Here is a 22,392-nt window from a genome sequence, read left to right on the forward strand (position 1 = left end):
GGGCGCCCATACCCCCCCCCGCACACCCCCCCCCGCGGGGCCGCCCGGCCCGCGCGCCGGCCCCCCGCCCCCCCCCCCCCCGCCTCCCCCCCCCCCCCCCCCCCGCCCGGGGCGGGGGCCGCGCGGCTCCGTCATACGCTCCGTCATGCGGGCGAGCGGCTCACGCCGTGCGGTTGGCCTGCCAGCCGGCCCAGGCCGAAGTGATCATCTCGCGGACGTCGTGGCGCGCCTTCCAGCCCAGCTCGGCCGCGATCCGCTCCGCCGAGGCCACGACCTTCGCCGGGTCGCCCGGGCGGCGCGGGGTGACGACGGCCGGGTGGGTGTGCCCGGTGAGCTCGTTCATCAGCTCGGTCATCTCCCGCACGGAGACGCCCTCGCCGCGGCCGATGTTGACGGTGAGGTCCTTGTACTCCCCCGCCGCGCCCCACTCCGCGAGCCGCCGTGCGGCCACCACGTGGGCCTCCGCCAGGTCCTCGACGTGGATGTAGTCGCGGATGCAGGTGCCGTCCGGGGTCGGGTAGTCGTCGCCGAAGATACGGGCGCCCTCGCCGGCGTCGTAGCGCTCGAACACCATCGGGACCAGGTTGAAGACCCCGGTGTCGGCGAGCTCGGGCGCGGCCGCGCCGGCCACGTTGAAGTAGCGCAGGCAGGCGGTGGAGATGCCGTGTGCCCGGCCCGCGGCCCGGACCAGCCACTCACCGGCCAGCTTGGTCTCCCCGTACGGGCTCAGCGGCAGGCAGGGGGTCTCCTCCGTGACGGAGTCCACGTCGGGCATCCCGTAGACGGAGGCCGAGGAGGAGAAGAGGAAGTTGCGGATGCCCGCGGCGGCCACGGCCTGGAGCAGCACCGTGAGGCCCTGCACGTTCTCGTGGTAGTAGTACGTCGGCTTCTCGACGGACTCGCCGACCTGCTTCTTGCCCGCCAGGTGCACCACGCCGGTGACGGCGTGCTCGCGCAGGGTCTCGTCGAGCACCAGCCGGTCCAGGACCGATCCGACCACCAGGGGCACCCCCTCCGGGACCCGGTCCTCGCGGCCCGTGGAGAGGTCGTCGAGCACCACCACCCGCTGGCCCGCCTCCAGCATCGCGCGGACGACGTGGGCGCCGATGTAACCGGCGCCACCGGTGATCAGAAAGGTCATGCGTTTCTCCCGAGCTCTAGCGAGACCTGCGCGTGCGGGCGCGGTCGAGGCGGTTGCGTACGAAGGTCAGCGCGCCCCCGGCGCCCGGCGCGAGGCGCACGGCCAGCGCTCCGGCGGCCGTCCGGTACGGCTGCGCCAGCAGAACACCGTACCGGCTGCTGGGCAGCGCCCGACGGCGCAGCAGCGGGCCGAGGGGGCGCAGCGAGGTGACCAGGGAGCTCCCGTCGCCGCACTCCACGCCCACCCGGACGTCCCAGGCCTGCATCCCGCGCAGCCCGCGGCGGCGTCCCGTGGCGGCCAGCGCGGCGAGCCGGAAGGGCACCTCGGCGCTCCAGCCGTCCCCGTCGGCGGCGGCCCGCAGTTCCACCGGGCGCACCTCGACGGGCTCCCCGCCCGCCCGGGGCAGGAAGCTCAGCCGCAGCGTCCGCGGGCCGGCCCCGGCGAGGCGCCCGTACAGGTCGCACACCCGGATCCGGACGGCTCCGCGCCCGGCGGGCCCGGCCTCGGCGGTGACGGGCAGTTCCGCGACCGGCAGCCCCTCCAGCCCGTCCAGCGGGACGGGCAGGAGCGCGCTCCACACGGGCCGCCCGGCGTCGTCCACGGCGTACGGGGGCGCCAGCCGGGGCGGTTCGGCGGCGAGGCCGGTCAGCCGCTCCAGGTCCTCGGGCGGGGTCTCGCGGGCCAGCAGCACACGGGCGGTCCAGCGGGCCCGGGCGGGGGCCGCGTCGATGTCGGCCGCGTCGAAGCCGGCCAGGTAGTCGCGGGTCAGGGTCCACCAGGCGGCCCGGTAGGCGGGGTCGGCGCCGATCTCGCGCAGGTACATGCGCAGGTCGTAGTCGAGGAACTTGACCTGGCAGGCACGCCCCAGTTCCGGTGCGGCCGCGGCGAGGGTGCGGGAGGCGGCGGCGTGCGCCTCGACGCGCGAGCGCCAGTTGCCGACGTCGGCGCGGGCCAGGGAGATCGACACCTGGGCGGCGCGGCGGCGCACGTGCCACACGTAGACGAGGTCTGCGACGACCGCGATCCGCGGCGCGGCGGCCAGCACGCGGGAGGTGAAGACGAAGTCCTCGTAGACGAAGCGGCCGTCGGGGAAACGGATCGCGTGCCGGTCGAGGAAGGCGCGCTCGTACAGCTTGTTCACGCAGAGGGTGTCGCGGACCAGCCCGGGCCGGTCGGCGGGCCGCTCGACGACCTCGCCCGGCGTGTAGAGGCCGGGCATCCAGGGCACGTCGCGCCCCTCGGGCAGCTCGCGGCGCACGCACGCGCCGACGGTGACGGGCGCCCGGTGCTCCCCGGCGGCCCGCAGGAGGGCCGCGGCCGCGCCGGGCGGCAGGACGTCGTCGCTGTCGAGGAAGAGGACGTACGGGGCGCTCGCGGCGGCGATGCCGTCGTTGCGCGGGGTGCCGCAGCCGCCGCTGTTCCGCGTGCGGTGCACGACCTTCAGGCGGGGGTGCGCGGCGGCCAGGGCGTCCAGCACCGCCCCGGTCCCGTCCGAGGAGGCGTCGTCGACCGCGATGACCTCGGTGACCACCGGACCCTGGGCGAGGGCCGAGGAGACGGCCTCGCCCACGAGCCCGGCGTCGTTGTACGCGATCACCACCACGCAGACCGCGGGATCCGGGGGACCCGCGGGGTCCGTGGTGGTGTCACTGCTGGAATCGCTGCTGCTCACCCGGAGGATCCTAGGCGAACGGCATAAGGCCGGGTTCAACTCAGAACGGGCGGAACTCGTCGTACTCCTGCTGGGAGGCGTCGCCGCGCTTGGCTTCCTTGTCCTTGCGGCGGGTGGTGGCCGGGCGCGGTGCGTCCAGGCGGTGGTCCTCGCCGCGGCGGCCCAGCATCTCGGCGCCGGCCATCATGGTCGGCTCCCAGTCGAAGACGACGGAGTTCTCGTCGGAGCCGATCGCGACGCCGTCGCCCGAGCGGGCACCGGCCTTCTTCAGCGCGTCCTCGACGCCGAGGCGGTTGAGCCGGTCCGCGAGGTAGCCGACGGCCTCGTCGTTGTTGAAGTCGGTCTGGCGCACCCAGCGCTCCGGCTTCTCGCCGCGCACCTGGTAGACGTCCTCGGCCTCGTCGTAGGTGACGGTGAAGCCGGAGTCGTCGACGGCCTTCGGGCGGATGACGATGCGGGTCGCCTCCTCCTTGGGCTTGCGGGCGCGGGCCTTGGCGACGACCTCGGCGAGGAAGTAGGAGAGCTCCTTGAGGCCCGTACGGGCGACCGCGGAGACCTCGAACACCTTGTAGCCGCGGGCCTCCAGGTCCGGGCGGACCATGTCCGCGAGGTCCTGGCCGTCGGGGATGTCGACCTTGTTGAGGACGACGAGGCGGGGCCGCTTCTCCAGGCCGCCGCCGTAGATCCGCAGCTCTTCCTCGATGACGTCGAGGTCGGCGAGCGGGTCGCGGTCCGACTCCAGGGTGGCGGTGTCGAGCACGTGCACCAGCACCGAGCAGCGCTCGACGTGGCGCAGGAACTCCAGGCCGAGGCCCTTGCCCTGGCTGGCGCCCGGGATGAGGCCCGGGACGTCGGCGATGGTGTAGACGGTCGAGCCGGCGGTGACGACGCCCAGGTTCGGGACGAGGGTGGTGAAGGGGTAGTCCGCGATCTTCGGCTTGGCGGCGGAGAGCACCGAGATCAGCGAGGACTTGCCGGCGCTCGGGAAGCCGACCAGCGCGACGTCGGCGACGGTCTTGAGCTCCAGGACGATGTCACCGGTGGTGCCGGGGACGCCGAGGAGCGCGAAGCCGGGCGCCTTGCGGCGGGCGGAGGAGAGCGCGGCGTTGCCGAGGCCGCCGCGGCCGCCCTCACCGGCGACGTAGGTGGTGCCCTGGCCGACGAGGTCGGCGAGGACGTTGCCCTCCTTGTCGAGGACGACGGTGCCGTCCGGCACGGGCAGGATCAGGTCCTGGCCGTCCTTGCCGGAGCGGTTGTCGCCGGCCCCGGGCTGGCCGTTGGTGGCCTTGCGGTGGGGGCTGTGGTGGTAGTCCAGCAGGGTGGTGACGGCCTGCTCCACCACGAGGATGACGTCGCCGCCACGGCCGCCGTTGCCGCCGTCGGGGCCGCCGAGCGGCTTGAACTTCTCCCGGTGAACGGAGGCGCAGCCGTGGCCCCCGTTACCCGCGGCGACGTGCAGCTCGACGCGGTCCACGAAGGTGGTCATGGGTGTTCCTCCAGATACATACGGGAATGTCCCGGGCAGGCCTTGCTGCCCATTAAACGTGTCTATGTGACAACGCGCCGAGGGCGGACCTCTCTTCCCGGCGTGCGCCGGGAAGAGATGAGATCCGCCCTCGGGGTGTTACGAACGCTTCAGATCAGCAGGAGCTGGATCAGGCGGCCGGAACGATGTTGACGACCTTGCGGCCACGGTGCGTACCGAACTGCACGGCACCGGCCTGCAGCGCGAACAGCGTGTCGTCGCCACCACGACCGACACCCGCGCCCGGGTGGAAGTGGGTGCCGCGCTGGCGGACGAGGATCTCACCAGCGGAAACGACCTGACCGCCGAAGCGCTTCACGCCGAGCCGCTGAGCATTGGAATCGCGCCCGTTCCGGGTGGACGATGCGCCCTTCTTGTGTGCCATGTCTCAGTCCCTCTTACTTCGCAGCCGTGGGGATACCGGTGACCTTGATCGCCGTGTACTGCTGGCGGTGACCCTGGCGACGGCGGTAGCCGGTCTTGTTCTTGTAGCGCAGGATGTCGATCTTGGCGCCCTTGTGGTGGTCCACGATCTCGGCCTGAACCTTGATCCCGGCCAGCACCCACGGGTCGCTGGTCACGGCGTCGCCGTCGACAACGAGCAGGGTCGAGAGCTCGACCGTGTCGCCAACCTTGGCAGTGGAAATCTTGTCAACCTCAACGATGTCGCCGACAGCAACCTTGTGCTGGCGACCACCGCTGCGCACGATGGCGTACACGCGGATCTCTCTCTCACTCGGGACGGATGCTCCTGAAGCCAGCCGCTCACGCGGGCCGGGGCCCACGGTGATCCGGAATTGGACGAGCGGCCTCTCCCATGGGCGATCCGCTTGCGCGGACGATGCGGGAGGAAGGTGCTCAGGAGCGCGACGCACACTGAACGGGTAATCGTTCAAGACACGCCGACGGTCTAGGTTACGGGGCTGGTTCCAGGGGGTCAAACCGGGCCCCGCAAGGCCGTGGGCCCCGCCGAGCGGCGGGGCCCACGGTCACGCGGTGGATCAGGCTTCGGCGGGCGCCGAGACCGAGGGCGGGGTCTGCTGCTCCGCCGCCGCGGTCTTCTTCGTCGCCCGCTTGGCCGGAGCCTTCTTGGCCGTCGTCTTCTTCGCGACGGTCTTCTTGGCGGCGGCCGCCTTCTTGGCCGGAGCCTTCTTGGCCGTGGTGGCCGCCTTCTTGGCCGGAGCCTTGCGGGTGGCCTTCTTGGCCGGAGCCTTGGCCTCGGCCTCCTCGGCCTCCACCTCGGCGGCCTTCTCGGGCTCCGCCTCGGCGACGGCCGGGGCGGCCTCGGCCGCGGGGGCCTCGGCCGCGGGGGCCTCGACGACCACGACGGCGGCCTGCGCCGCGCCTGCCGGGGAACCGGCGGGAGCGGTGGCCTTACGGGTGGCGCGCCGGCGCGGACGGGCCGGCGCGGCCTCCGGGGCGGGCTCCGCCGCCACGACGGGCTCCGCGACCGGCTCGGTGACCGGCTCCGCGACCGGCTCGGCGACGGTCTCTGCGACCGGCTCCGGGGCGGTGGCCTTGCGGGTGGCACGGCGACGCGTACGGCCCTTCGGCGCGGCGTCGGCCGGCTCCACGGCCGGGGCCGCCTCGGCGACGGCCTCCGTCTGCGGCTCCGCCACCACCTCGGCCGGCTCGGCGACCGGCTCGGCGACCGGTTCGGCCTCCACGGCCGGGGTCACCGGCGCCTGCGCCGGGGCTGCCGCCCGCTCCGCACCGCGCGGGGCGCCCGCCGGAGCGGTCGCCTTGCGGGTGGCGCGGCGGCGGTTGCGCCGGCCGCTCAGGCCCGCGGCGGCCTCGGCCTCGGCCGCGCTGCCGTAGAGCTCCTCGTCCGCGACGAACTCGGGCTCGGCGAGCGCACGCGGCGCGGCGACCTCGGCGGCCACCTCGGCCTCCGTCTCGCCCTCACCCTCGAACACGTCGCCCTCGGCGCTCTCGGCGCCCACGGCCGTCTCCAGCTCGTGGTCGTGCTCGGCACGGCCGCCACGGCGCTTGGAACGCTTGCCGTTGCCACCGCCGCCGACCACGGTCGGGGTCTCCATGTGCACGATGACGCCGCGGCCGTTGCAGTGGACGCAGGTCTCGGAGAAGGACTCCAGCAGACCCTGGCCCACCCGCTTGCGGGTCATCTGCACCAGGCCCAGCGAGGTGACCTCGGCGACCTGGTGCTTGGTGCGGTCACGGCCCAGGCACTCCAGCATGCGCCGCAGGACCAGGTCGCGGTTGGACTCCAGGACCATGTCGATGAAGTCGATGACGACGATGCCGCCCAGGTCGCGCAGCCGCAGCTGGCGCACGATCTCCTCGGCCGCCTCCAGGTTGTTCCTGGTGACGGTCTCTTCGAGGTTGCCGCCCTGACCGGTGAACTTGCCGGTGTTGACGTCGATGACGATCATCGCCTCGGTCTTGTCGATCACGAGGGAGCCGCCCGAGGGCAGCCACACCTTGCGGTCGAGCGCCTTGGCGAGCTGCTCGTCGATCCGGTACGTCGCGAAGACGTCGACCTCGGAGGTCCAGCGCGACAGCCGGTCGGCCAGGTCCGGGGCCACGTGGTTCACGTAGCCGTGGATGGTCTCCCAGGCGGTGTCACCGCTGACGATGACCTTCGAGAAGTCCTCGTTGAAGATGTCGCGCACGACGCGGACGGTCATGTCCGGCTCGCCGTACAGAAGGCTCGGCGAAGAGGTCGAGATCTGCTTCGACTTCTTCTGGATGTCCTCCCACTGGGCCTGCAGGCGCTCGACGTCGCGGCGCAGCTCGTCCTCGCTCGCGCCCTCGGCCGCGGTGCGCACGATGACGCCCGCGTCCTCGGGGACGATCTTCTTGAGGATGGTCTTCAGGCGCGCGCGCTCGGTGTCGGGCAGCTTGCGGCTGATGCCGGTCATCGAGCCCTCGGGCACGTAGACCAGGTAGCGGCCGGGCAGCGAGACCTGGCTGGTCAGGCGGGCGCCCTTGTGGCCGATCGGGTCCTTGGTGACCTGCACCAGGACCGACTGGCCGGACTTGAGGGCGGACTCGATGCGGCGCGGCCCGTTGGCCATGCCGAGCGCCTCGAAGTTGACCTCACCGGCGTACAGGACCGCGTTGCGGCCCTTGCCGATGTCGATGAAGGCGGCCTCCATCGACGGCAGCACGTTCTGGACCTTGCCCAGGTAGACGTTGCCGACGTAGGAGGTGGCCTCCTCCTTGTTGACGTAGTGCTCGACGAGGACGTTGTCCTCCAGCACGCCGATCTGGGTGCGCTCGCCGGCCTGACGGACGACCATCACGCGCTCGACGGCCTCGCGGCGGGCCAGGAACTCGGCCTCGGTGATGATCGGGACGCGGCGGCGGCCCTGCTCGCGGCCTTCGCGCCGGCGCTGCTTCTTGGCCTCCAGGCGGGTCGAGCCCTTGATGGACTGGACCTCGTCGGAGGAGGTGGACTCGCTGCGCTCGCGCGCCGGGCGCGGCTCGCGGACCTTGACGACGGTACGGACGCCGTCCTCCTCGCCGGCCTCGGCGTCGGTCCCGCCGTCACCGCTGCGACGGCGGCGACGACGACGCCGGCGGCTGGAGCTGGAGCCGAGGGCCTCTTCGGCCTCGTCCTCCTCGTCCTCCTCCTGCTCGGACGTCTCGGCCTCGGCCTCGGCGTCCTCGTCGGCGGACTCGTCGAGGTCGGCGGACTCACCGCGACGGCGGCGACGGCCACCGCGACGGCGGCGGCGCGAGGGGCGCTCGCCGGACTCGTCGGCGTCGTTCTCGTCCTCGTCGAGCTCGGCGGCCTCGGCCTCGTGCTCCTCGTCGACCAGCTCTACGTCGGCCAGCGAGACGGGGCCGGACGGCTCGGCCGCCGCGGCCGGCTGCACGGGCTCGGGGGCGCCACGACGGCGGCGACGACGGCCGGCCGGCTGCGCGGCGGGCGCCGGGGTCTGGACCTCGGCGACGGTCTCGGCCTCGGGCTCCTCTTCCTCCTCGGCCTCCTCCGCGCGCACTGCGGCGGCAGCTGCGGCGGCGGCCATGGCGGCCGTCTCCGGAGTCTGGAACATCGGCTCGGCGAAGACCGGGGCCTGGAAGACGGCCACGGCGGGACGCGCGGCGCGGCGGGACCCCCTCGACGGAGCCGGGACGGCGGGCGCCTCGGCCTCGGCGGCCTGCTGCGCGGGGGCGGCGGACGCGGTGGAGCGGGTGGCGCGGCGGCGGCCGCCGCGCTTGGGCGAGTCGACGGCGTCGGCGACGGTCACGGCGCGGCCGGCGGACCGGGGGGCCTCTTCCACCACGGCCGGGGCCGCCTCGGCGACGGGCTCGGCGGCCGGGGTCTCGACGGCGGCCGGAGCGGTCACGGCGCGGGTGGCGCGACGGCGGGCACGCGGAGCCGGGGCGGCGGCCGGAGCCTCCTCCTCGACCGGAGCTGCCACGACGGCCGGGGCCTCCGCGGCGACGGCCTCGGCGCTCTCGACGGCGGCCGGGGCCGCGACGGCGCGGGTGGCACGGCGACGGGCACGCGGAGCCGGAGCGGCGGCGGGAGCCTCCTCCTCGACCGGAGCGGCCACGACGGCCGGGGCTTCGGGGGCCGCGGCTTCGGCGGCGGGTGCCTCCGGAGCGGCGACGGCGCGGGTGGCGCGGCGACGGGCACGCGGGGCCGGAGCGGCGGGGGCCTCCTCGGCGGCGGGCGCCACGGGGGCGGTCTCCGCGACGGCGGCCTCGTCGGCCGCGGCGGAAGCGGCGGCCTCGACGGCGGCCGGAGCGGCCACCGCACGGGTGGCGCGGCGACGGGCACGCGGCGCGGGGGCGGCGGCCGGAGCCTCCTCCACCACGGGCGCGGCCTCGGCGGCGGGTGCCTCCGGGGCGGCGGCGCCGCCGCCGGGCGGGCCGGCGGGCCGGGAAGCCGCGCGGCGACGCCTGCGCGGGGGCAGGTTGTCGCTGGGGCTGCCGCTCTCGGCGGCGGGGGTGTTCTCGTTTTCGGTGTTGAGCATGCGGGGTTCTCCCGTCACGCTCCCGGGCGCCGCGGCTGACGTCCGGTCCGGCACGGCTCCGCGTAATGAGCGCGGAGCCGGCCTCCGGGGCGCGTTCGCCACACGGGAGCTGTAGTCCATGGCCGCCGGTTCCGTACGTGTTGTCCGTACGGCCTGGCGGAAGTCTTCAGGTCTGTGCGCTGCCCGACCCAGGTGGCTCCCGAGTGCCAGGGCGGCGCGACGACGACGATCCCTACGCGGCGGGACCTTCCGGCGCCTTCGCGTCGGCTGGAACGGCGGCCGTGGGTGGGGCGGCCGTGACAGCCTCGCGGTCGGGCGCGAGCGGGTCGGTCACCGTGCCGGACTCCTCGTCGAAGAGCCCCTGCGCCAGCCTGGTCACCGCTGCGGGGACCGGCGGCGCCAGGTCGGCCACAGCGTGGAGACCGGACAGGACGTCGTCGGGTCGCACGGCAGGTGTCAAATGCCGAACAACCAGCCGCAGTATCGCACAAGCATTGTCCAGCGGCCTATCAGCCTGGACCGGAAGGGCTTCCAGGGAGACGACCGCGGCCCGGGTGTCGAAGGTGCGCACGCCGTTCTTGGTGCGGCGCTGCACCTCCACGGTCTCGGCGGCGAGGAAGATCCCCACCGCCCGCTCGGCGTCGGCGGGGTCCACGCCCTCCAGGCGCAGCTCCCACACGGAGGCGGTCAGCCGGTCCGCGAGCCCGGAGGTGCGGGCTTCGACGGCGTCGATGATGTCGAGCCCGAGCGGCATCGACTCGTCGAGGAGCGCACGGAGCTTCTCGGGGTCGCGGGCCGCGGCGAGTCCGATCTCCAGGTACTCGGCCTCGCTGCCGGTGCCGGTGGGCGCGGCGTTCGCGTACGAGACCCGGGGGTGGGGGGTGAAGCCGGCCGAGTACGCCATGGGCACCTCGGCGCGGCGCAGGGCGCGCTCGAAGGCGCGCTGGAAGTCTCGGTGGCTGGTGAACCGGAGGCGGCCACGCTTGGTGTAGCGCAGTCGGATGCGCTGCACCACCGGTGCGGGAGGCGGGCCTTCGGGCTGTCGCTTGCCCAGTGGTTCTTCTCCTTGTGCGGGGCGTCGCGGCTCGCGCGTCGCCCTGAGTGTCCGTGGGGCCGGGCTGCCGTGCCCTGCCTCCGGCTCACCCCTGCCGTCGTTCGGGCAGGGAGATCTCGGGAGCGGGCGCGGTGCCTACGGCTGTCGTACTACCCAGAGTACGCGCCCGTGACCTCGCCGGTTCCCGGGGCGGCCGCCCGAACAGCGCGCGCCGCACCTCGTCGCGCGCTTCGCGCACGGCGGCCCGGGCGCCGCGCCAGACCTCGCGGACGAGGTGCCCCGCGGGGGTGGCGACCCGCCGGTGGGCCCAGGCGCAGGGCCGTGCGACGAGCGCGCGCCACAGCAGGACGAGCCCGCGGCCCAGGGCCCGGCTGATCCGCCCGGCCTGCTGCCAGGCGCCGGCCAGCAGCCGTCCGAGCGGGGCGAGCACCCGGGCGAGGGCCGCCCGGCCGAGCGGAACCAGCAGGTGGCGCCAGGCGGCGCCCCCGACCGGCCGGACCACGTACCGCCACAGCGCGACGGCCGGCCACACGAACACGGCGCGCCCGGCCAGGGCGAGGGCCCGGCCCAGCGGGCGGAGCAGGTACGTGGCCGCCGCGCGGCCCAGCCACGCCAGTCCCCGGCCGGCGGGCGCCAGTGCGTGGCGCCACAGGGTGGCCCATGGCCAGACGAAGACCAGCTTCAGCAGGAGCACGGCGGCCCGGCCGAGCACGCCCAGGACCGGACGCAGCACCCGGGCGTGGAAGCGGCCCAGCCCCCGCCCCGCCGGCCCGAGGAGGTGCCGGTACAGCAGCCGGGTGGCCGCGACGAGCACGTCCCACCCCACCCGTACCGGCAGCACCACGAGGACGGCCACGATCTTGACCGGTACGCGCAGGACGCCGGCCAGGCATCCTTCGGCACCGGGCGGGGGCTGCCGCTCGTCCATGTCCATGCCGGTAAGGACACCGGAAGCGGCGCGGCCGTTGCGCCGGGCGGAAAACGGGAACCCCCCGCCGGTCACGGCGGGGGGTTCCCGTTTCAGCGCGGTCAGCCGGTCACTTCACGACCGACAGCGGCAGCAGCTTCTGCCCCGTCGGGCCGATCTGGATCTGCGTGTCCATCTGCGGGCAGACGCCGCAGTCGAAGCACGGGGTCCAGCGGCAGTCCTCGACCTCGGTCTCGTCGAGGGCGTCCTGCCAGTCCTCCCAGAGCCAGTCCTTGTCGAGGCCGGAGTCCAGGTGGTCCCAGGGCAGCACCTCTTCGTAGGTGCGCTCGCGGGTGGTGTACCAGGCGACGTCGACGCCGTACGCCGGCAGCGTCTTCTCCGCCGCCCGCATCCAGCGGTCGTACGAGAAGTGCTCGCGCCAGCCGTCGAAGCGGCCGCCGGACTCGTACACGGCGCGGATGACGTCGCCGATCCGGCGGTCGCCGCGCGAGAGCAGGCCCTCGACGATGCCGGGCTTGCCGTCGTGGTAGCGGAAGCCGATGGAGCGGCCGTACTTCTTGTCGCCGCGGATCTTGTCGCGGAGCTTGCCGAGGCGGGCGTCGGTCTCCTCGGCGCTCAGCTGCGGGGCCCACTGGAAGGGGGTGTGCGGCTTCGGCACGAACCCGCCGATCGAGACCGTGCAGCGGATGTCGTTCTGCCCGGAGACCTCGCGGCCCTTGGCGATGACGTTGACCGCCATGTCGCCGATCTGCAGGACGTCCTCGTCGGTCTCGGTGGGCAGGCCGCACATGAAGTAGAGCTTCACCTGCCGCCAGCCGTTGCCGTACGCGGTGGAGACGGTCCGGATCAGGTCCTCTTCGGAGACCATCTTGTTGATGACCTTGCGCATGCGCTCGGAGCCGCCCTCGGGGGCGAAGGTCAGGCCCGAACGCCGGCCGTTGCGGGTCAGCTCGTTGGCCAGGTCCACGTTGAAGGCGTCCACCCGGGTCGACGGCAGGGACAGGCCCACCTTGTCGTCCGAGTAGCGGTCCGCGAGGCCCTTGGCGATGTCGGCGATCTCGGTGTGGTCCGCGGAGGACAGCGACAGCAGTCCGACCTCTTCGAAGCCGGTCGCCTTCAGGCCCTTCTCGACCATTTCGCCGATGCCGGTGATGCTTCGCTCCCGCACGGGGCGCGTGATCATGCCGGCCTGGCAGAAACGGCAACCGCGGGTGCAGCCGCGGAAGATCTCCACGGACATGCGCTCGTGGACGGTCTCGGCGAGCGGGACCAGGGGCTGCTTGGGGTAGGGCCACTCGTCCAGGTCCATGACGGTGTGCTTGGACACGCGCCACGGCACGCCGGAGCGGTTCGGCACGACACGACCGATGCGGCCGTCCGGCAGGTACTCGACGTCGTAGAAGCCCGGTACGTAGACGTTGCCCGTCTTCGCGAGGCGCAGCAGGACTTCCTCGCGGCCGCCCGGCCGGCCCTCGGCCTTCCAGGTGCGGATGATCTCGGTCATGTCGAGGACGGCCTGTTCGCCGTCGCCGATGACCGCGCAGTCGATGAACTCCGCGATCGGCTCGGGGTTGAAGGCCGCGTGGCCGCCCGCGAGGACGATGGGGTGGTCGACGGTGCGGTTCCTCGCCTCCAGCGGGATGCCCGCCAGGTCGAGGGCCGTGAGCATGTTGGTGTAGCCCAGCTCCGTGGAGAAGGACAGGCCGAACACGTCGAAGGCGCCCACCGGGCGGTGGCTGTCGACGGTGAACTGCGGCACCTTGTGCTCGCGCATCAGTTCTTCGAGGTCGGGCCACACCGAGTAGGTGCGCTCGGCGAGGACGCCCTCGCGCTCGTTGAGCACTTCGTAGAGGATCATGACGCCCTGGTTGGGCAGCCCGACCTCGTAGGCGTCCGGGTACATGAGCGCCCAGCGGACGTCCGCGCTCTCCCACGGCTTGACGGTGGAGTTGAGCTCACCACCGACGTACTGGATGGGCTTCTGCACGTGCGGGAGCAGAGCTTCGAGCTGTGGGAAGACCGACTCGGACATCACGCGACTTTCGTGAAGCGGGCAGGGGGCGACTCTCAAGCGTACCCCGAGGCACGGTCGCCCCCGCCCACATGATCACTTGAGGGCAGCCCGCAGCCGCGGGTCGGCGGCCTTCGCCCACACGTGCGGGAGCTCGCGCTCCAGGCGCTCGGCGAAGGCCTCCTCGCGGGCGTGCAGCAGGCCCCAGGTGAAGGTCGCCTCGCCCGCGTCCTGCGCCCGGACGGCGAGGGCGAAGAGCGCCTCGCGGGACACCACGCTGTCCTGGTGGTCGCCGAGCAGGCTCTGTACGGACTTCGCGGCCTTGGCCAGCCGCTTCGCCGGCTTGCCGAGGGCGGGGCGGGCGGCCTCGGCCGCGTACCGGGCGCGTTTGGCGGCCTTGCGGGCCCCGTGCAGGGCCAGGTCCCGTTCGTGTCCCGGCTCCATGGCCAGGGCCGTCCCGACGCGGCCCGCGAGCCGTGCGTCGTCGTGCAGGACGGCCTTCGGCAGGACGCTGTCGGCGGGCCGGGCGGCGGCCTTGCGCAGCGGCGGGTCGGCCAGCAGCGCCTCGACGCCGTCCAGCAGGGCGGTGTACCAGCCGGCGTCGAGCGCGGCGAGGGCCTGGAGCCGGGTCTCGTGGCGTCGCCCGGTGTCCCAGACCAGCAGCCGGTCGCCGACGGGGCCGAGCCGCAGGGCGGCCGGGACCGCGTCGAGGCGCTCGCGCAGCCGGCCGGCGAGGACCTCCTGGTCGCGGTCGGCCCCGAGTTCGGCGGCCAGTCGGCGCAGCTGCTCGCCGAGCGGGTCGGTGACCTCGCGGTCCAGGACCGCGCGGTAGCTCTTGAAGGCGCTCCGCAGCCGCCGGGTGGCCACGCGCATCTGGTGGACGGCGTCCGGCAGGTCGCGGCGGACGGCGGGGTCGAGCGTGACCAGGGCCTCGTACTGGGTGCGCAGGTACGCGAGGACGTGCGCGCCCGCCGATCCGTCGGCGGGCCCCGGGCGGTCCGGGGCGGCGGGGGCGGCGCCGGTCTCGGCGAGGGCGCGCGCCAGTTTGGAGGGGGCGTCGGAGACCCGGAGCCCGGCCGTGCGGAAGGTGTCCTCGACGGCGTCCAGCAGGGCGGGGTCCGTGCCGTCCGCCAGTTCGACCTCCACCTCGGTCCAGTCGGCGGCGGCGCCGCCGCGTTCGGCGAGGACGGTGTCGGTGGACAGCTCCGCGAGCAGCGCCCCGGCGGCGTCGAGCAGGTGGACCACCTCGCGGGAGGACAGCAGCCGGACCCGGGGGCGCAGCGGTTCGTCCCGCACGCGGGAGCGCAGCAGGGCGGCCAGTTCCTCGGGGACGGTGTCGCCGAGGGGGGCGCGGATCTCGTCGCGGACTCCGGGTGCGACGGGCAGTTTCAGGTGCCAGCCCGCGTCCTCGCCGCCGGTGCGGCGGCGCAGGGTCACCCCGTCGGCGGCGAGCCGGTGTCCGGGGGTGTCGTAGTAGACGGCGTCGAGCTGGACGGTGCCCCGCCCGCTCACGGAGGCGATGCCGGCGGTGCCGGTCAGGTCCGGGAGCCGGTGGCCGCCCCCGGTGCCCGCGCCGGGTCCGTCCTGGGGTGGGCCGTCGGGTCCGCCGTCGGCGTGCGTGAACTCGAATTTGCGCTCGATCTCCCGCTTGGTGTCCGCCATGCACCGAATCTAGTCCGGAACCGGCGGCGGTGGGAGGCCGCCTTCCGCCGAGCGGGCGGTGGCGGCCTCCTCCGCGCGGTCAGGCCGACAGGGGGCGCTGGACCCGGACGGACTGGAGCAGCCCGATCGCGACCCACACGGCGAACATCGACGATCCTCCGTAGGACACGAAGGGCAGCGGGAGCCCGGCCACCGGCATGATGCCGAGGGTCATCCCGATGTTCTCGAAGGCCTGGAAGGCGAACCAGGCGATGATGCCGGCGCACACGACGGTGCCGTAGAGCTCGGTGGTCTCGCGGGCGATCATGCAGGCGCGCCAGAGCACGATCCCGAGCAGGACCAGGATCAGTCCGGCGCCGAGGAAGCCGAGTTCCTCACCGGCCACGGTGAAGACGAAGTCGGTCTGCTGCTCGGGCACGAACTGGCCGGTGGTCTGCGAGCCGTGGAAGAGCCCGGAGCCGGTCAGCCCGCCGGAGCCGATCGCGATGCGCGCCTGGTTGGTGTTGTAGCCGACGCCGGCCGGGTCGAGCTCGGGGTTGGCGAAGGCCGCGAAGCGGTTGATCTGGTACTCGTCGAGGATGCCGAGCTGCCAGATCAGGACGGCCCCGGCGGCGCCTGAGGCCAGCAGGCCGACCACCCAGCGGTTGGAGGCGCCGGAGGCCAGCAGCACGCCGAGCACGATGATGACCATGACCATGACGGAGCCCAGGTCGGGCATCAGCATGACGATGCCCATCGGGGCGGCGGCCAGGCACAGGGCCTTCATCACGGTGCGGTGGTCGGGATGCGCCAGGTCGCCGGCGTCGACCCGGGCGGAGAGCAGCATGGCCATGCCCAGGATGATCGTGATCTTCACGAACTCGGAGGGCTGGAGCGAGAACCCGCCGCCGATCACGATCCACGCGTGGGCGCCGTTGATGGTGGCGCCGAGCGGGGTGAGCACGGCGATGATCAGGACCAGCGAGAGCCCGTAGAGGATCGGCACGACCCCGCGCAGGGTGCGGTGCCCCAGGCAGATGGTGCCGATCATCAGCACGATGCCGATGCCGGTGTTCATGGCGTGGCGCAGGAGGAAGTAGTACGGGTCCCCCTGGTTCAGCGAGGTGCGGTTGCGGGTCGCCGACCACACCAGCAGGGCGCCGATGCCCGACAGGGCGAGCGCGGACAGCAGTATCGGCCAGTCGAGCCGGCGCACGACGGAGTCCCGCGCGGTGAGCTTGGCGACGGGGCCGCGCTGGGGCGCGTACCGGGAGACGGAGAACTTGTTGGCGGTCTGCATCGGGGCCTCAGTCCTGCCTGGCCGCGGGCGGGGCCGGCGGTCCGGCGAGGGCGGGCGGCGCCGAGTCCTCGGGCGACGGCGGCACGTACGGCCTGATCTCCGGGGCGTCGATGGAGCCGTCGGGCTGGATGGTGGGGAGCTTGGCCTCGGGCTTGAGCAGCAGGGCCTTCTTCGGGTCCTGCTTGCCCGCCATGTCGAGGCCGTAGATGGCGTTGTAGACGTTGCGCACGGCGGGACCGGAGGCACCGGAGCCGGTGCCGCCCTGGGAGATCGTCATCACGATCGTGTAGTCCTCGGTGTACGTGGCGAACCAGGAGGTCGTCTGCTTGCCGTAGACCTCGGCGGTGCCGGTCTTGGCGTGCATCGGGATCTCCTTCTGCGGCCAGCCGCCGAAGCGCCAGGCGGCGGTGCCGCGGGTGGCGACGCCTTCCAGGGCCTCGTCGATCTGGTCCCGGGTCTTGGAGGTCATCGGCAGCTTGCCGTGGGCCTGCGGCTTGATCTCCTCGACCTTCTTGCCGTCGGCGCTGATGACGGCCTTGCCGATGGTCGGGTTCCACATGGTGCCGCCGTTGGAGATGGCCGCGTAGATGGTGGCCATCTGGATCGGGGTGACGAGCGTGTCGCCCTGCCCGATGGAGTAGTTGACGGAGTCACCGGCGCGCATGAGGTTGCCTTCGAGGCAGTTCTCGTAGGACAGCAGCTCGATGTAGGTGCCGCCCTTCTTGCCGGTCTTGCACCACTGGTCCTTGTTGGCCTCCCAGAAGTTCTGCTTCCACTGGCGGTCCGGGACGCGGCCCTTCTCCTCGCCGGGGAGGTCGACGTGCGTCTCGGCGCCGAGACCGAACTGGTGGGCGGTCTTGTAGAAGATGTCCGCGGGGTGGGCGATCGGCTTGAGCGCGCCGTCCTTCTGCCACTGCTGGTGGGCGAGGGCGTAGAAGACGGTGTCGCAGGAGACCTCCAGCGCCTGGCCGAGGGTGATGCTGCCGTGGCCCTGGGACTCGAAGTTCTTGAAGACCTGGCCGCCGATGGAGTACGAGCTGGGGCAGGGGTAGTCGCCGTCGAACTTGTACCCCGCGTTGACCGCGGCGGTGGTCGGGATGACCTTGAAGATGGAGCCGGGGGCGGCCTGGCCCTGGATCGCCCGGTTCATCAACGGGACGTTGGACTCCTTGGCGGTCAGCTTGGCGTAGTCCTTGCCGGAGATCCCGCCCACCCACACGTTGGGGTCGTAGGTCGGGTTCGAGGCCATCGCCACGACGCGGCCGGTCTTGGACTCCAGGACGACGATGGCACCGGCATCGGCCTTGTAGGGCACGCCGGTGTTGCGGTCGATCTCCTTGCGCGCCGTGAGCATGGCCTGGTTGAGCTCGTACTCGGCGACGCCCTGCACGCGGGCGTCGATGCTGGTGACCAGGTTGGCGCCGGGGACCGCGGGGTCGTTGGCGGCCTCGCCGATCACCCGGCCGAGGTTGTCCACCTCGTAGCGGGTGACGCCGGCCTTGCCGCGCAGCTGCTTGTCGTAGGTGCGCTCCAGGCCGAAGCGGCCGACCTGGTCCGAGCGCAGGAACGGCGAGTTCGTGTTCTTCGCCTTGACGATCTCGTCGTCGGTGACCGGGGAGAGGTAGCCGAGGACCTGCCCGGTGTTGGCGCCGCCGGGGGCCGGGTAGCGGCGTACGGCGGTGGGCTCGGCGGTGATCCCGGGGAAGTCCTCGGGACGTTCGCGGATCTGCAGGGCCTGCTGGGTGGTGGCCTCCAGGGTCACCGGGATGGGCTGGTACGGGGAGCCGTTCCAGCAGGGCTGCGGGGTCTTGGAGTCGCAGAGGCGGACCTTGTCCATGACGTCCTGCGGCTTCATGTCGAGCACCCCGGCCAGCCGGGTCAGGACGCCCTTGCCCTTGTCCTTTATCTTCATCAGCTCGGTGCGGCTGGCGGAGACGACCAGACGGGTCTCGTTGTCGGCCAGCGGTACGCCGCGGGCGTCGAGGACGGACCCGCGGACGGCGGGCTGGACGACCTGCTGGACGTGGTTGTTCTTGGCCTCGTCGGAGTACTCCTGCCCGTTGCGGATCTGGAGGTACCAGAGCCGGCCGCCCAGGGTGAGCAGCAGGGAGAAGACGAGCACCTGAAGGATGACGAGCCGGATCTGCACCCGGGGGGTGCGTCCGGTCTCCGGAATGTTGGTCACGACTGCTCCCCCGTCACAGCTTCTTGACGCTCTTCACGCCCTTGACGCCCTTTATGCGGCCGGCCCGGCCCGCGCGGCCCCGCGCGCCCCTCAGGCGCAGGCCGCCGCGCTGGCTGCCGATGCGCAGCCCCGTCCCGCCGGCCAGCCAGCCGGAGGAGACGTCCTTGCCCTGGGGCGGTCCCCCGCCCGCTTCGACGGCCATCGGGTCGTTCTCCGCGCGCCGGGCCAGGGCCATGATGAACGGCACCGTGAAGGGCGCGAGCAGCAGGTCGTAGAGGGTGGCGGTGAACAGCAGCCCCGCCAGGCCCACGTGCCGGGCGGCGGTGTCCCCGACGAGGGCGCCCACGCCCGCGTACAGGAGGGTGGAGCCGATCGCGGCGGCGACGACGGTGAGCATCGGCCCCCAGGCGGAGCGGAAGCGCCCGTTGTCGGGGCGCACGAGGCCCACCAGGTAGCCGATCAGGCACAGCACGAGCGCGTAGCGCCCGGCGGCGTGGTCGGCGGGCGGGGCCAGGTCGGCGAGCAGTCCGGCGCCGAAGCCGATGAGGACCCCGCCGACGGGCCCGTAGACCAGGGCGAGGGCGACCACCGTCAGCAGGACGAGGTCGGGGACGGCTCCGGGCAGCTGGAGCCGCCCGAGGACGGTGACCTGGACGACGAGCGCGACGGCGACGAGCGTGCCCGAGAGCAGGATCCGGTTGAAACGCATGGTGGTCGGCTCCTACTCGTCGGCCGGCTTGCCGGGAACACCGGCGGACGCGGACGGGGTGACCGTGACGGTGACCGTCGGGGTGGGCTTGGGGGCCTCGGGCTTGGGCGGCAGGACGGTGTCGCGCGGGTCCTCGCGCGGGGGCATGACGACGACGCCGACGATGTCCAGGCGGGAGAACCCGACGAACGGCCGCACCCACACGGTGCGCGTCAGGTCGCCGCGCGAGGGGTCGACCTTGACGACCTCGCCGATGGGGACCCCGGGCACGAAGGGCTTGTTGCCGCGCGAGCCGAAGGTGACGAGCCGGTCGCCCGGGTTCACCTTGGCCTTGCCGTTGAGCATCTGCACGGACAGGGCGCGGTCGCCCTGACCGGTGGCGAAGCCGAGTTCGCCGGTCTTCTCCAGCCGGGTGCCGACGGTGAAGTCGGGGTCGTTGGCGAGGACCACGGTGGCGGTGTCGGGACCGACCGTGGTGACCCGGCCGACGAGGCCGTCGCCGTTGAGCACCGTCATGTCGCGCTCGATGCCGTCCTTGCTGCCCGCGTCGATGGTGACCGTCCAGGAGAAGCCCTGGGCCGCTCCTATGCCGATGACCTCGGCGCCCTTGATCCCGTACTGGCCCGCGCCGGCCCGCTTGAGCATCTCGTCGAGCTCGCGGATCCGGCTGCGGGTCTGGTCGTCGCTGCCCAGCTTGGCCTTGAGCGCGGTGTTCTCGCGCTCCAGCGTCGCGATCCGGTTGTGGCGCTCACCGGAGTCGCGGACCGCCCCTATGGCGTTGGCGACCGGGTCCACCCCGGTCGCCATGCCCTTCTCGACGGGGCCGAAGACCGCTGCGGCGGCCTGCCGGGCGCCATCGACCGGCGACTCCTCACCCGCTCTGATGTCCACCGTGATCAAAGCGAACGCGATGGCGATCAGCAGCACCAGGAGCAGCCGGCTCTCTCGTGTGTCCCTCACGTGTGGAGGCCGTGCCTTCCTCGTAGAAACCCATGCGGCGGAGCCGCTCCGGTGGAGCCGGGGCACGCACCGGACTGTGCCTGTATATCAACGATCCGCCGCACGGGCGCGCTAGCACCCGTACGGCGGATCCTTGTGTTCCGCATGCCCCGTTCGCGGGGTTTCGGTCAACGCCGGGGCTGGGCGTCCAGGACCTGCTGGAGGGCTTCGAACTCCTCCACGCACTTGCCGGAGCCGAGGGCCACGGAGTCGAGGGGGTCCTCCGCGATGTGGATCGGCATGCCCGTCTCGCGGCGCAGCCGCTCGTCGAGCCCGCGCAGCAGCGCACCGCCGCCGGTGAGCACGATGCCTCGGTCCATGATGTCGCCGGAGAGCTCCGGCGGGCACTTGTCGAGGGTCGTCTTGACGGCGTCGACGATCGCGTTGACCGGCTCCTCGATCGCCTTGCGGACCTCGGCGGCCGAGATCACCACGGTCTTCGGCAGCCCGGACACCAGGTCCCGGCCGCGGATCTCGGTGTGCTCGTCCTTGTCGAGGTCGTACGCCGACCCGATCGTGATCTTGATCTGCTCGGCGGTGCGCTCGCCGAGGAGGAGCGAGTACTCCTTCTTGATGTGCTGGATGATCGCGTTGTCGAGCTCGTCGCCGGCCACCCGGATGGACTGCGCCGTGACGATTCCGCCGAGGGAGATGACGGCGACCTCGGTGGTGCCGCCGCCGATGTCCACGACCATGTTGCCGGTGGCCTCGTGGACGGGCAGGCCCGAGCCGATGGCGGCGGCCATGGGCTCTTCGATGATGTGCACCTGGCGGGCGCCGGCCTGCGTGGACGCCTCGATGACCGCGCGGCGCTCCACTCCGGTGATGCCGGAGGGCACGCAGACCACCACGCGCGGACGCGCCAGGTACCGGCGCTTGTGGATCTTGAGGATGAAGTACCGGAGCATCCGCTCGGTGATCTCGAAGTCGGCGATCACGCCGTCCTTGAGGGGCCTGACGGCGACGATGTTGCCGGGCGTCCGGCCGATCATCTTCTTCGCCTCGGAACCGACCGCCAGGATGCCACCGGTGTTCGTGTTGATGGCGACCACGGACGGCTCGTTCAGGACGATTCCCCGGCCCCTCACGTACACCAGCGTGTTGGCGGTCCCGAGGTCGATCGCCATGTCACGGCCGATGAACGACATGTTGTTCCCCTTGTTCCCCATGAGGAGCGTCTGGCCTTCCAGTTGATAGCGGCTGCTGTCAGGTCGGCGAGGTGGGTGTGTGGGTGGAGGCCCCATCGTAGTGCCGCAAGTACGGACATCGCGCGACGGGACTCCGGCAATCCCGCCGGAACGGATACCCGCCCCCTAGTGGTGACGTCGTGTCCTGTCCAGGCGTTCCCGCTCGGCGCCCGCAATACCGAAGGGCGACCGAAATTACTTCGGTCGCCCCAGGTCATGAGCGCTATATGGCTGATGTCTCGTCAGGAAAGAGTGTTCAGAGAGCGGGGAAGAACAGCTTCAGCTCCCGCTCCGCGGACTCCTCGGAATCCGAGGCGTGGACCAGGTTCTCCCGGGTGATGCTGCCGAAGTCGCCCCGGATGGAACCGGGCGCCGCGGCGATCGGGTCGGTGGGTCCGGTCAGCTGGCGGACGCCCTCGATCACGCGTTCCCCTTCGACCACCAGGGCGACGACCGGACCGCTGGACATGAAGCCCATGAGCGGCTCGTAGAAGGGCCGGCCCACGTGCTCGGCGTAGTGCTGCTCCAGGATGCTCCGGTCGAGCGTGCGCAGCTCCAGCGCGGGGATGGTCCAGCCGGCCTTCCGCTCGATGCGGCCGATGATCTCGCCGATCAGCCCGCGCCGGACGGCGTCGGGCTTGAGCAGGACGAGCGTGCGCTGGGTCATGGTGCTAACTCCTTGCGGCATACGGGTGCGGTAGGGCGAATCTACAGGGCCGTTACGGGGAACCGTCACGCAGCGTCAGGAGCGGCGGCCTCCGCCTGGGCGGCCCACCGCGCCTTGGCCGCGTCGATCTTCCGGCCGTAGTGCACCGAGCACCACCACAGGCCCGCGAAGACCGCGCCCAGGAAGAACATCGTCGGCACCACGAAGCCGCTCGCGATCAGGCCGATCTGCAGCGCCCAGCCGAGCGGCACCGCGCCGGGACGCGAGAGCATCCCGCACAACAGCACCGACAGCAGCATGACGACGCCGCAGACCGTCCACACCTGGGCCTGGGTCAGGTCCGGGTCCTTCATGGCCACCAGGCCCGCGAAGCCGACGACGAAGAATTCACCGATCAGCGTGCTCGCGCAGAGCGTGCGCATCG

17 protein-coding genes are annotated in these 22,392 nt (G+C 72.7%); all 17 read right to left on the reverse strand.

The window, feature by feature from the left end; genetic code table 11:
- Nucleotides 1–160: 160 nt before the first annotated feature.
- The 17 genes from galE to ACGFXC_RS10230 all read right to left on the reverse strand — a co-directional run bounded on the left by galE (nucleotide 161) and on the right by ACGFXC_RS10230 (nucleotide 22,390).
- A complete protein-coding gene (gene galE, locus ACGFXC_RS10150; protein WP_393711368.1) occupies nucleotides 161–1,141 on the reverse strand; it encodes a UDP-glucose 4-epimerase GalE in 981 nt (326 codons plus the stop codon).
- A 16-nt stretch (nucleotides 1,142–1,157) separates the two neighbouring features.
- Nucleotides 1,158–2,813, reverse strand: a complete 1,656-nt coding sequence (locus ACGFXC_RS10155; protein WP_393711370.1) for a glycosyltransferase family 2 protein — start codon at nucleotides 2,811–2,813, stop codon at nucleotides 1,158–1,160.
- Between the two features lie 40 nt (nucleotides 2,814–2,853).
- Entirely contained in the window at nucleotides 2,854–4,299 is a 1,446-nt protein-coding gene (obgE, locus tag ACGFXC_RS10160; protein ID WP_393711372.1) for a GTPase ObgE, read from the reverse strand.
- A gap of 169 nt (nucleotides 4,300–4,468) precedes the next feature.
- On the reverse strand, nucleotides 4,469–4,723 hold the full coding sequence (rpmA, locus tag ACGFXC_RS10165) for a 50S ribosomal protein L27 (protein WP_008738950.1): 255 nt from the start codon (nucleotides 4,721–4,723) through the stop codon (nucleotides 4,469–4,471).
- Nucleotides 4,724–4,736: 13 nt separating this feature from the next.
- Nucleotides 4,737–5,057, reverse strand: a complete 321-nt coding sequence (rplU, locus tag ACGFXC_RS10170) for a 50S ribosomal protein L21 (RefSeq protein WP_030159347.1) — start codon at nucleotides 5,055–5,057, stop codon at nucleotides 4,737–4,739.
- A gap of 282 nt (nucleotides 5,058–5,339) precedes the next feature.
- On the reverse strand, nucleotides 5,340–9,287 hold the full coding sequence (locus tag ACGFXC_RS10175; RefSeq protein WP_393711374.1) for a ribonuclease E/G: 3,948 nt from the start codon (nucleotides 9,285–9,287) through the stop codon (nucleotides 5,340–5,342).
- Nucleotides 9,288–9,519: 232 nt separating this feature from the next.
- Entirely contained in the window at nucleotides 9,520–10,299 is a 780-nt protein-coding gene (locus ACGFXC_RS10180) for a TIGR03936 family radical SAM-associated protein (protein ID WP_393711376.1), read from the reverse strand.
- 127 nt (nucleotides 10,300–10,426) lie between these two features.
- Nucleotides 10,427–11,275 carry a hypothetical protein gene (locus ACGFXC_RS10185; RefSeq protein ID WP_393711378.1) on the reverse strand — a complete coding sequence of 283 codons (849 nt, stop codon included), beginning with the start codon at nucleotides 11,273–11,275 and terminating at the stop codon, nucleotides 10,427–10,429.
- Nucleotides 11,276–11,378: 103 nt separating this feature from the next.
- The gene (locus tag ACGFXC_RS10190; protein ID WP_393711380.1) at nucleotides 11,379–13,304 is read right to left on the reverse strand and encodes a TIGR03960 family B12-binding radical SAM protein; all 1,926 of its coding nucleotides are present in this window, start codon (nucleotides 13,302–13,304) and stop codon (nucleotides 11,379–11,381) included.
- Between the two features lie 72 nt (nucleotides 13,305–13,376).
- Complete coding sequence (locus tag ACGFXC_RS10195) at nucleotides 13,377–14,942, reverse strand: CHAD domain-containing protein (RefSeq protein WP_393711382.1); 1,566 nt, start codon at nucleotides 14,940–14,942, stop codon at nucleotides 13,377–13,379.
- 79 nt (nucleotides 14,943–15,021) lie between these two features.
- Nucleotides 15,022–16,221 (reverse strand): rod shape-determining protein RodA, encoded by a 1,200-nt coding sequence (rodA, locus tag ACGFXC_RS10200; RefSeq protein WP_393711384.1) that lies wholly within the window; start codon nucleotides 16,219–16,221, stop codon nucleotides 15,022–15,024.
- A gap of 7 nt (nucleotides 16,222–16,228) precedes the next feature.
- A complete protein-coding gene (mrdA, locus tag ACGFXC_RS10205) occupies nucleotides 16,229–18,406 on the reverse strand; it encodes a penicillin-binding protein 2 (protein WP_393711386.1) in 2,178 nt (725 codons plus the stop codon).
- A gap of 13 nt (nucleotides 18,407–18,419) precedes the next feature.
- Entirely contained in the window at nucleotides 18,420–19,115 is a 696-nt protein-coding gene (mreD, locus tag ACGFXC_RS10210; protein WP_393711388.1) for a rod shape-determining protein MreD, read from the reverse strand.
- A 12-nt stretch (nucleotides 19,116–19,127) separates the two neighbouring features.
- Nucleotides 19,128–20,075 (reverse strand): rod shape-determining protein MreC, encoded by a 948-nt coding sequence (gene mreC / locus ACGFXC_RS10215; RefSeq protein ID WP_393711390.1) that lies wholly within the window; start codon nucleotides 20,073–20,075, stop codon nucleotides 19,128–19,130.
- Between the two features lie 167 nt (nucleotides 20,076–20,242).
- On the reverse strand, nucleotides 20,243–21,262 hold the full coding sequence (locus ACGFXC_RS10220) for a rod shape-determining protein (protein ID WP_008738981.1): 1,020 nt from the start codon (nucleotides 21,260–21,262) through the stop codon (nucleotides 20,243–20,245).
- A 295-nt stretch (nucleotides 21,263–21,557) separates the two neighbouring features.
- Nucleotides 21,558–21,968, reverse strand: a complete 411-nt coding sequence (gene ndk / locus ACGFXC_RS10225; RefSeq protein ID WP_351816702.1) for a nucleoside-diphosphate kinase — start codon at nucleotides 21,966–21,968, stop codon at nucleotides 21,558–21,560.
- Nucleotides 21,969–22,033: 65 nt separating this feature from the next.
- Nucleotides 22,034–22,390 (reverse strand): DUF4233 domain-containing protein, encoded by a 357-nt coding sequence (locus ACGFXC_RS10230; protein ID WP_393711393.1) that lies wholly within the window; start codon nucleotides 22,388–22,390, stop codon nucleotides 22,034–22,036.
- Nucleotides 22,391–22,392 lie beyond the last annotated feature (2 nt).

Origin of the sequence: Streptomyces sp. NPDC048507 (assembly GCF_043199995.1) — a bacterium.
In the GTDB taxonomy this organism is placed as follows: Bacteria; Actinomycetota; Actinomycetes; order Streptomycetales; family Streptomycetaceae; genus Streptomyces.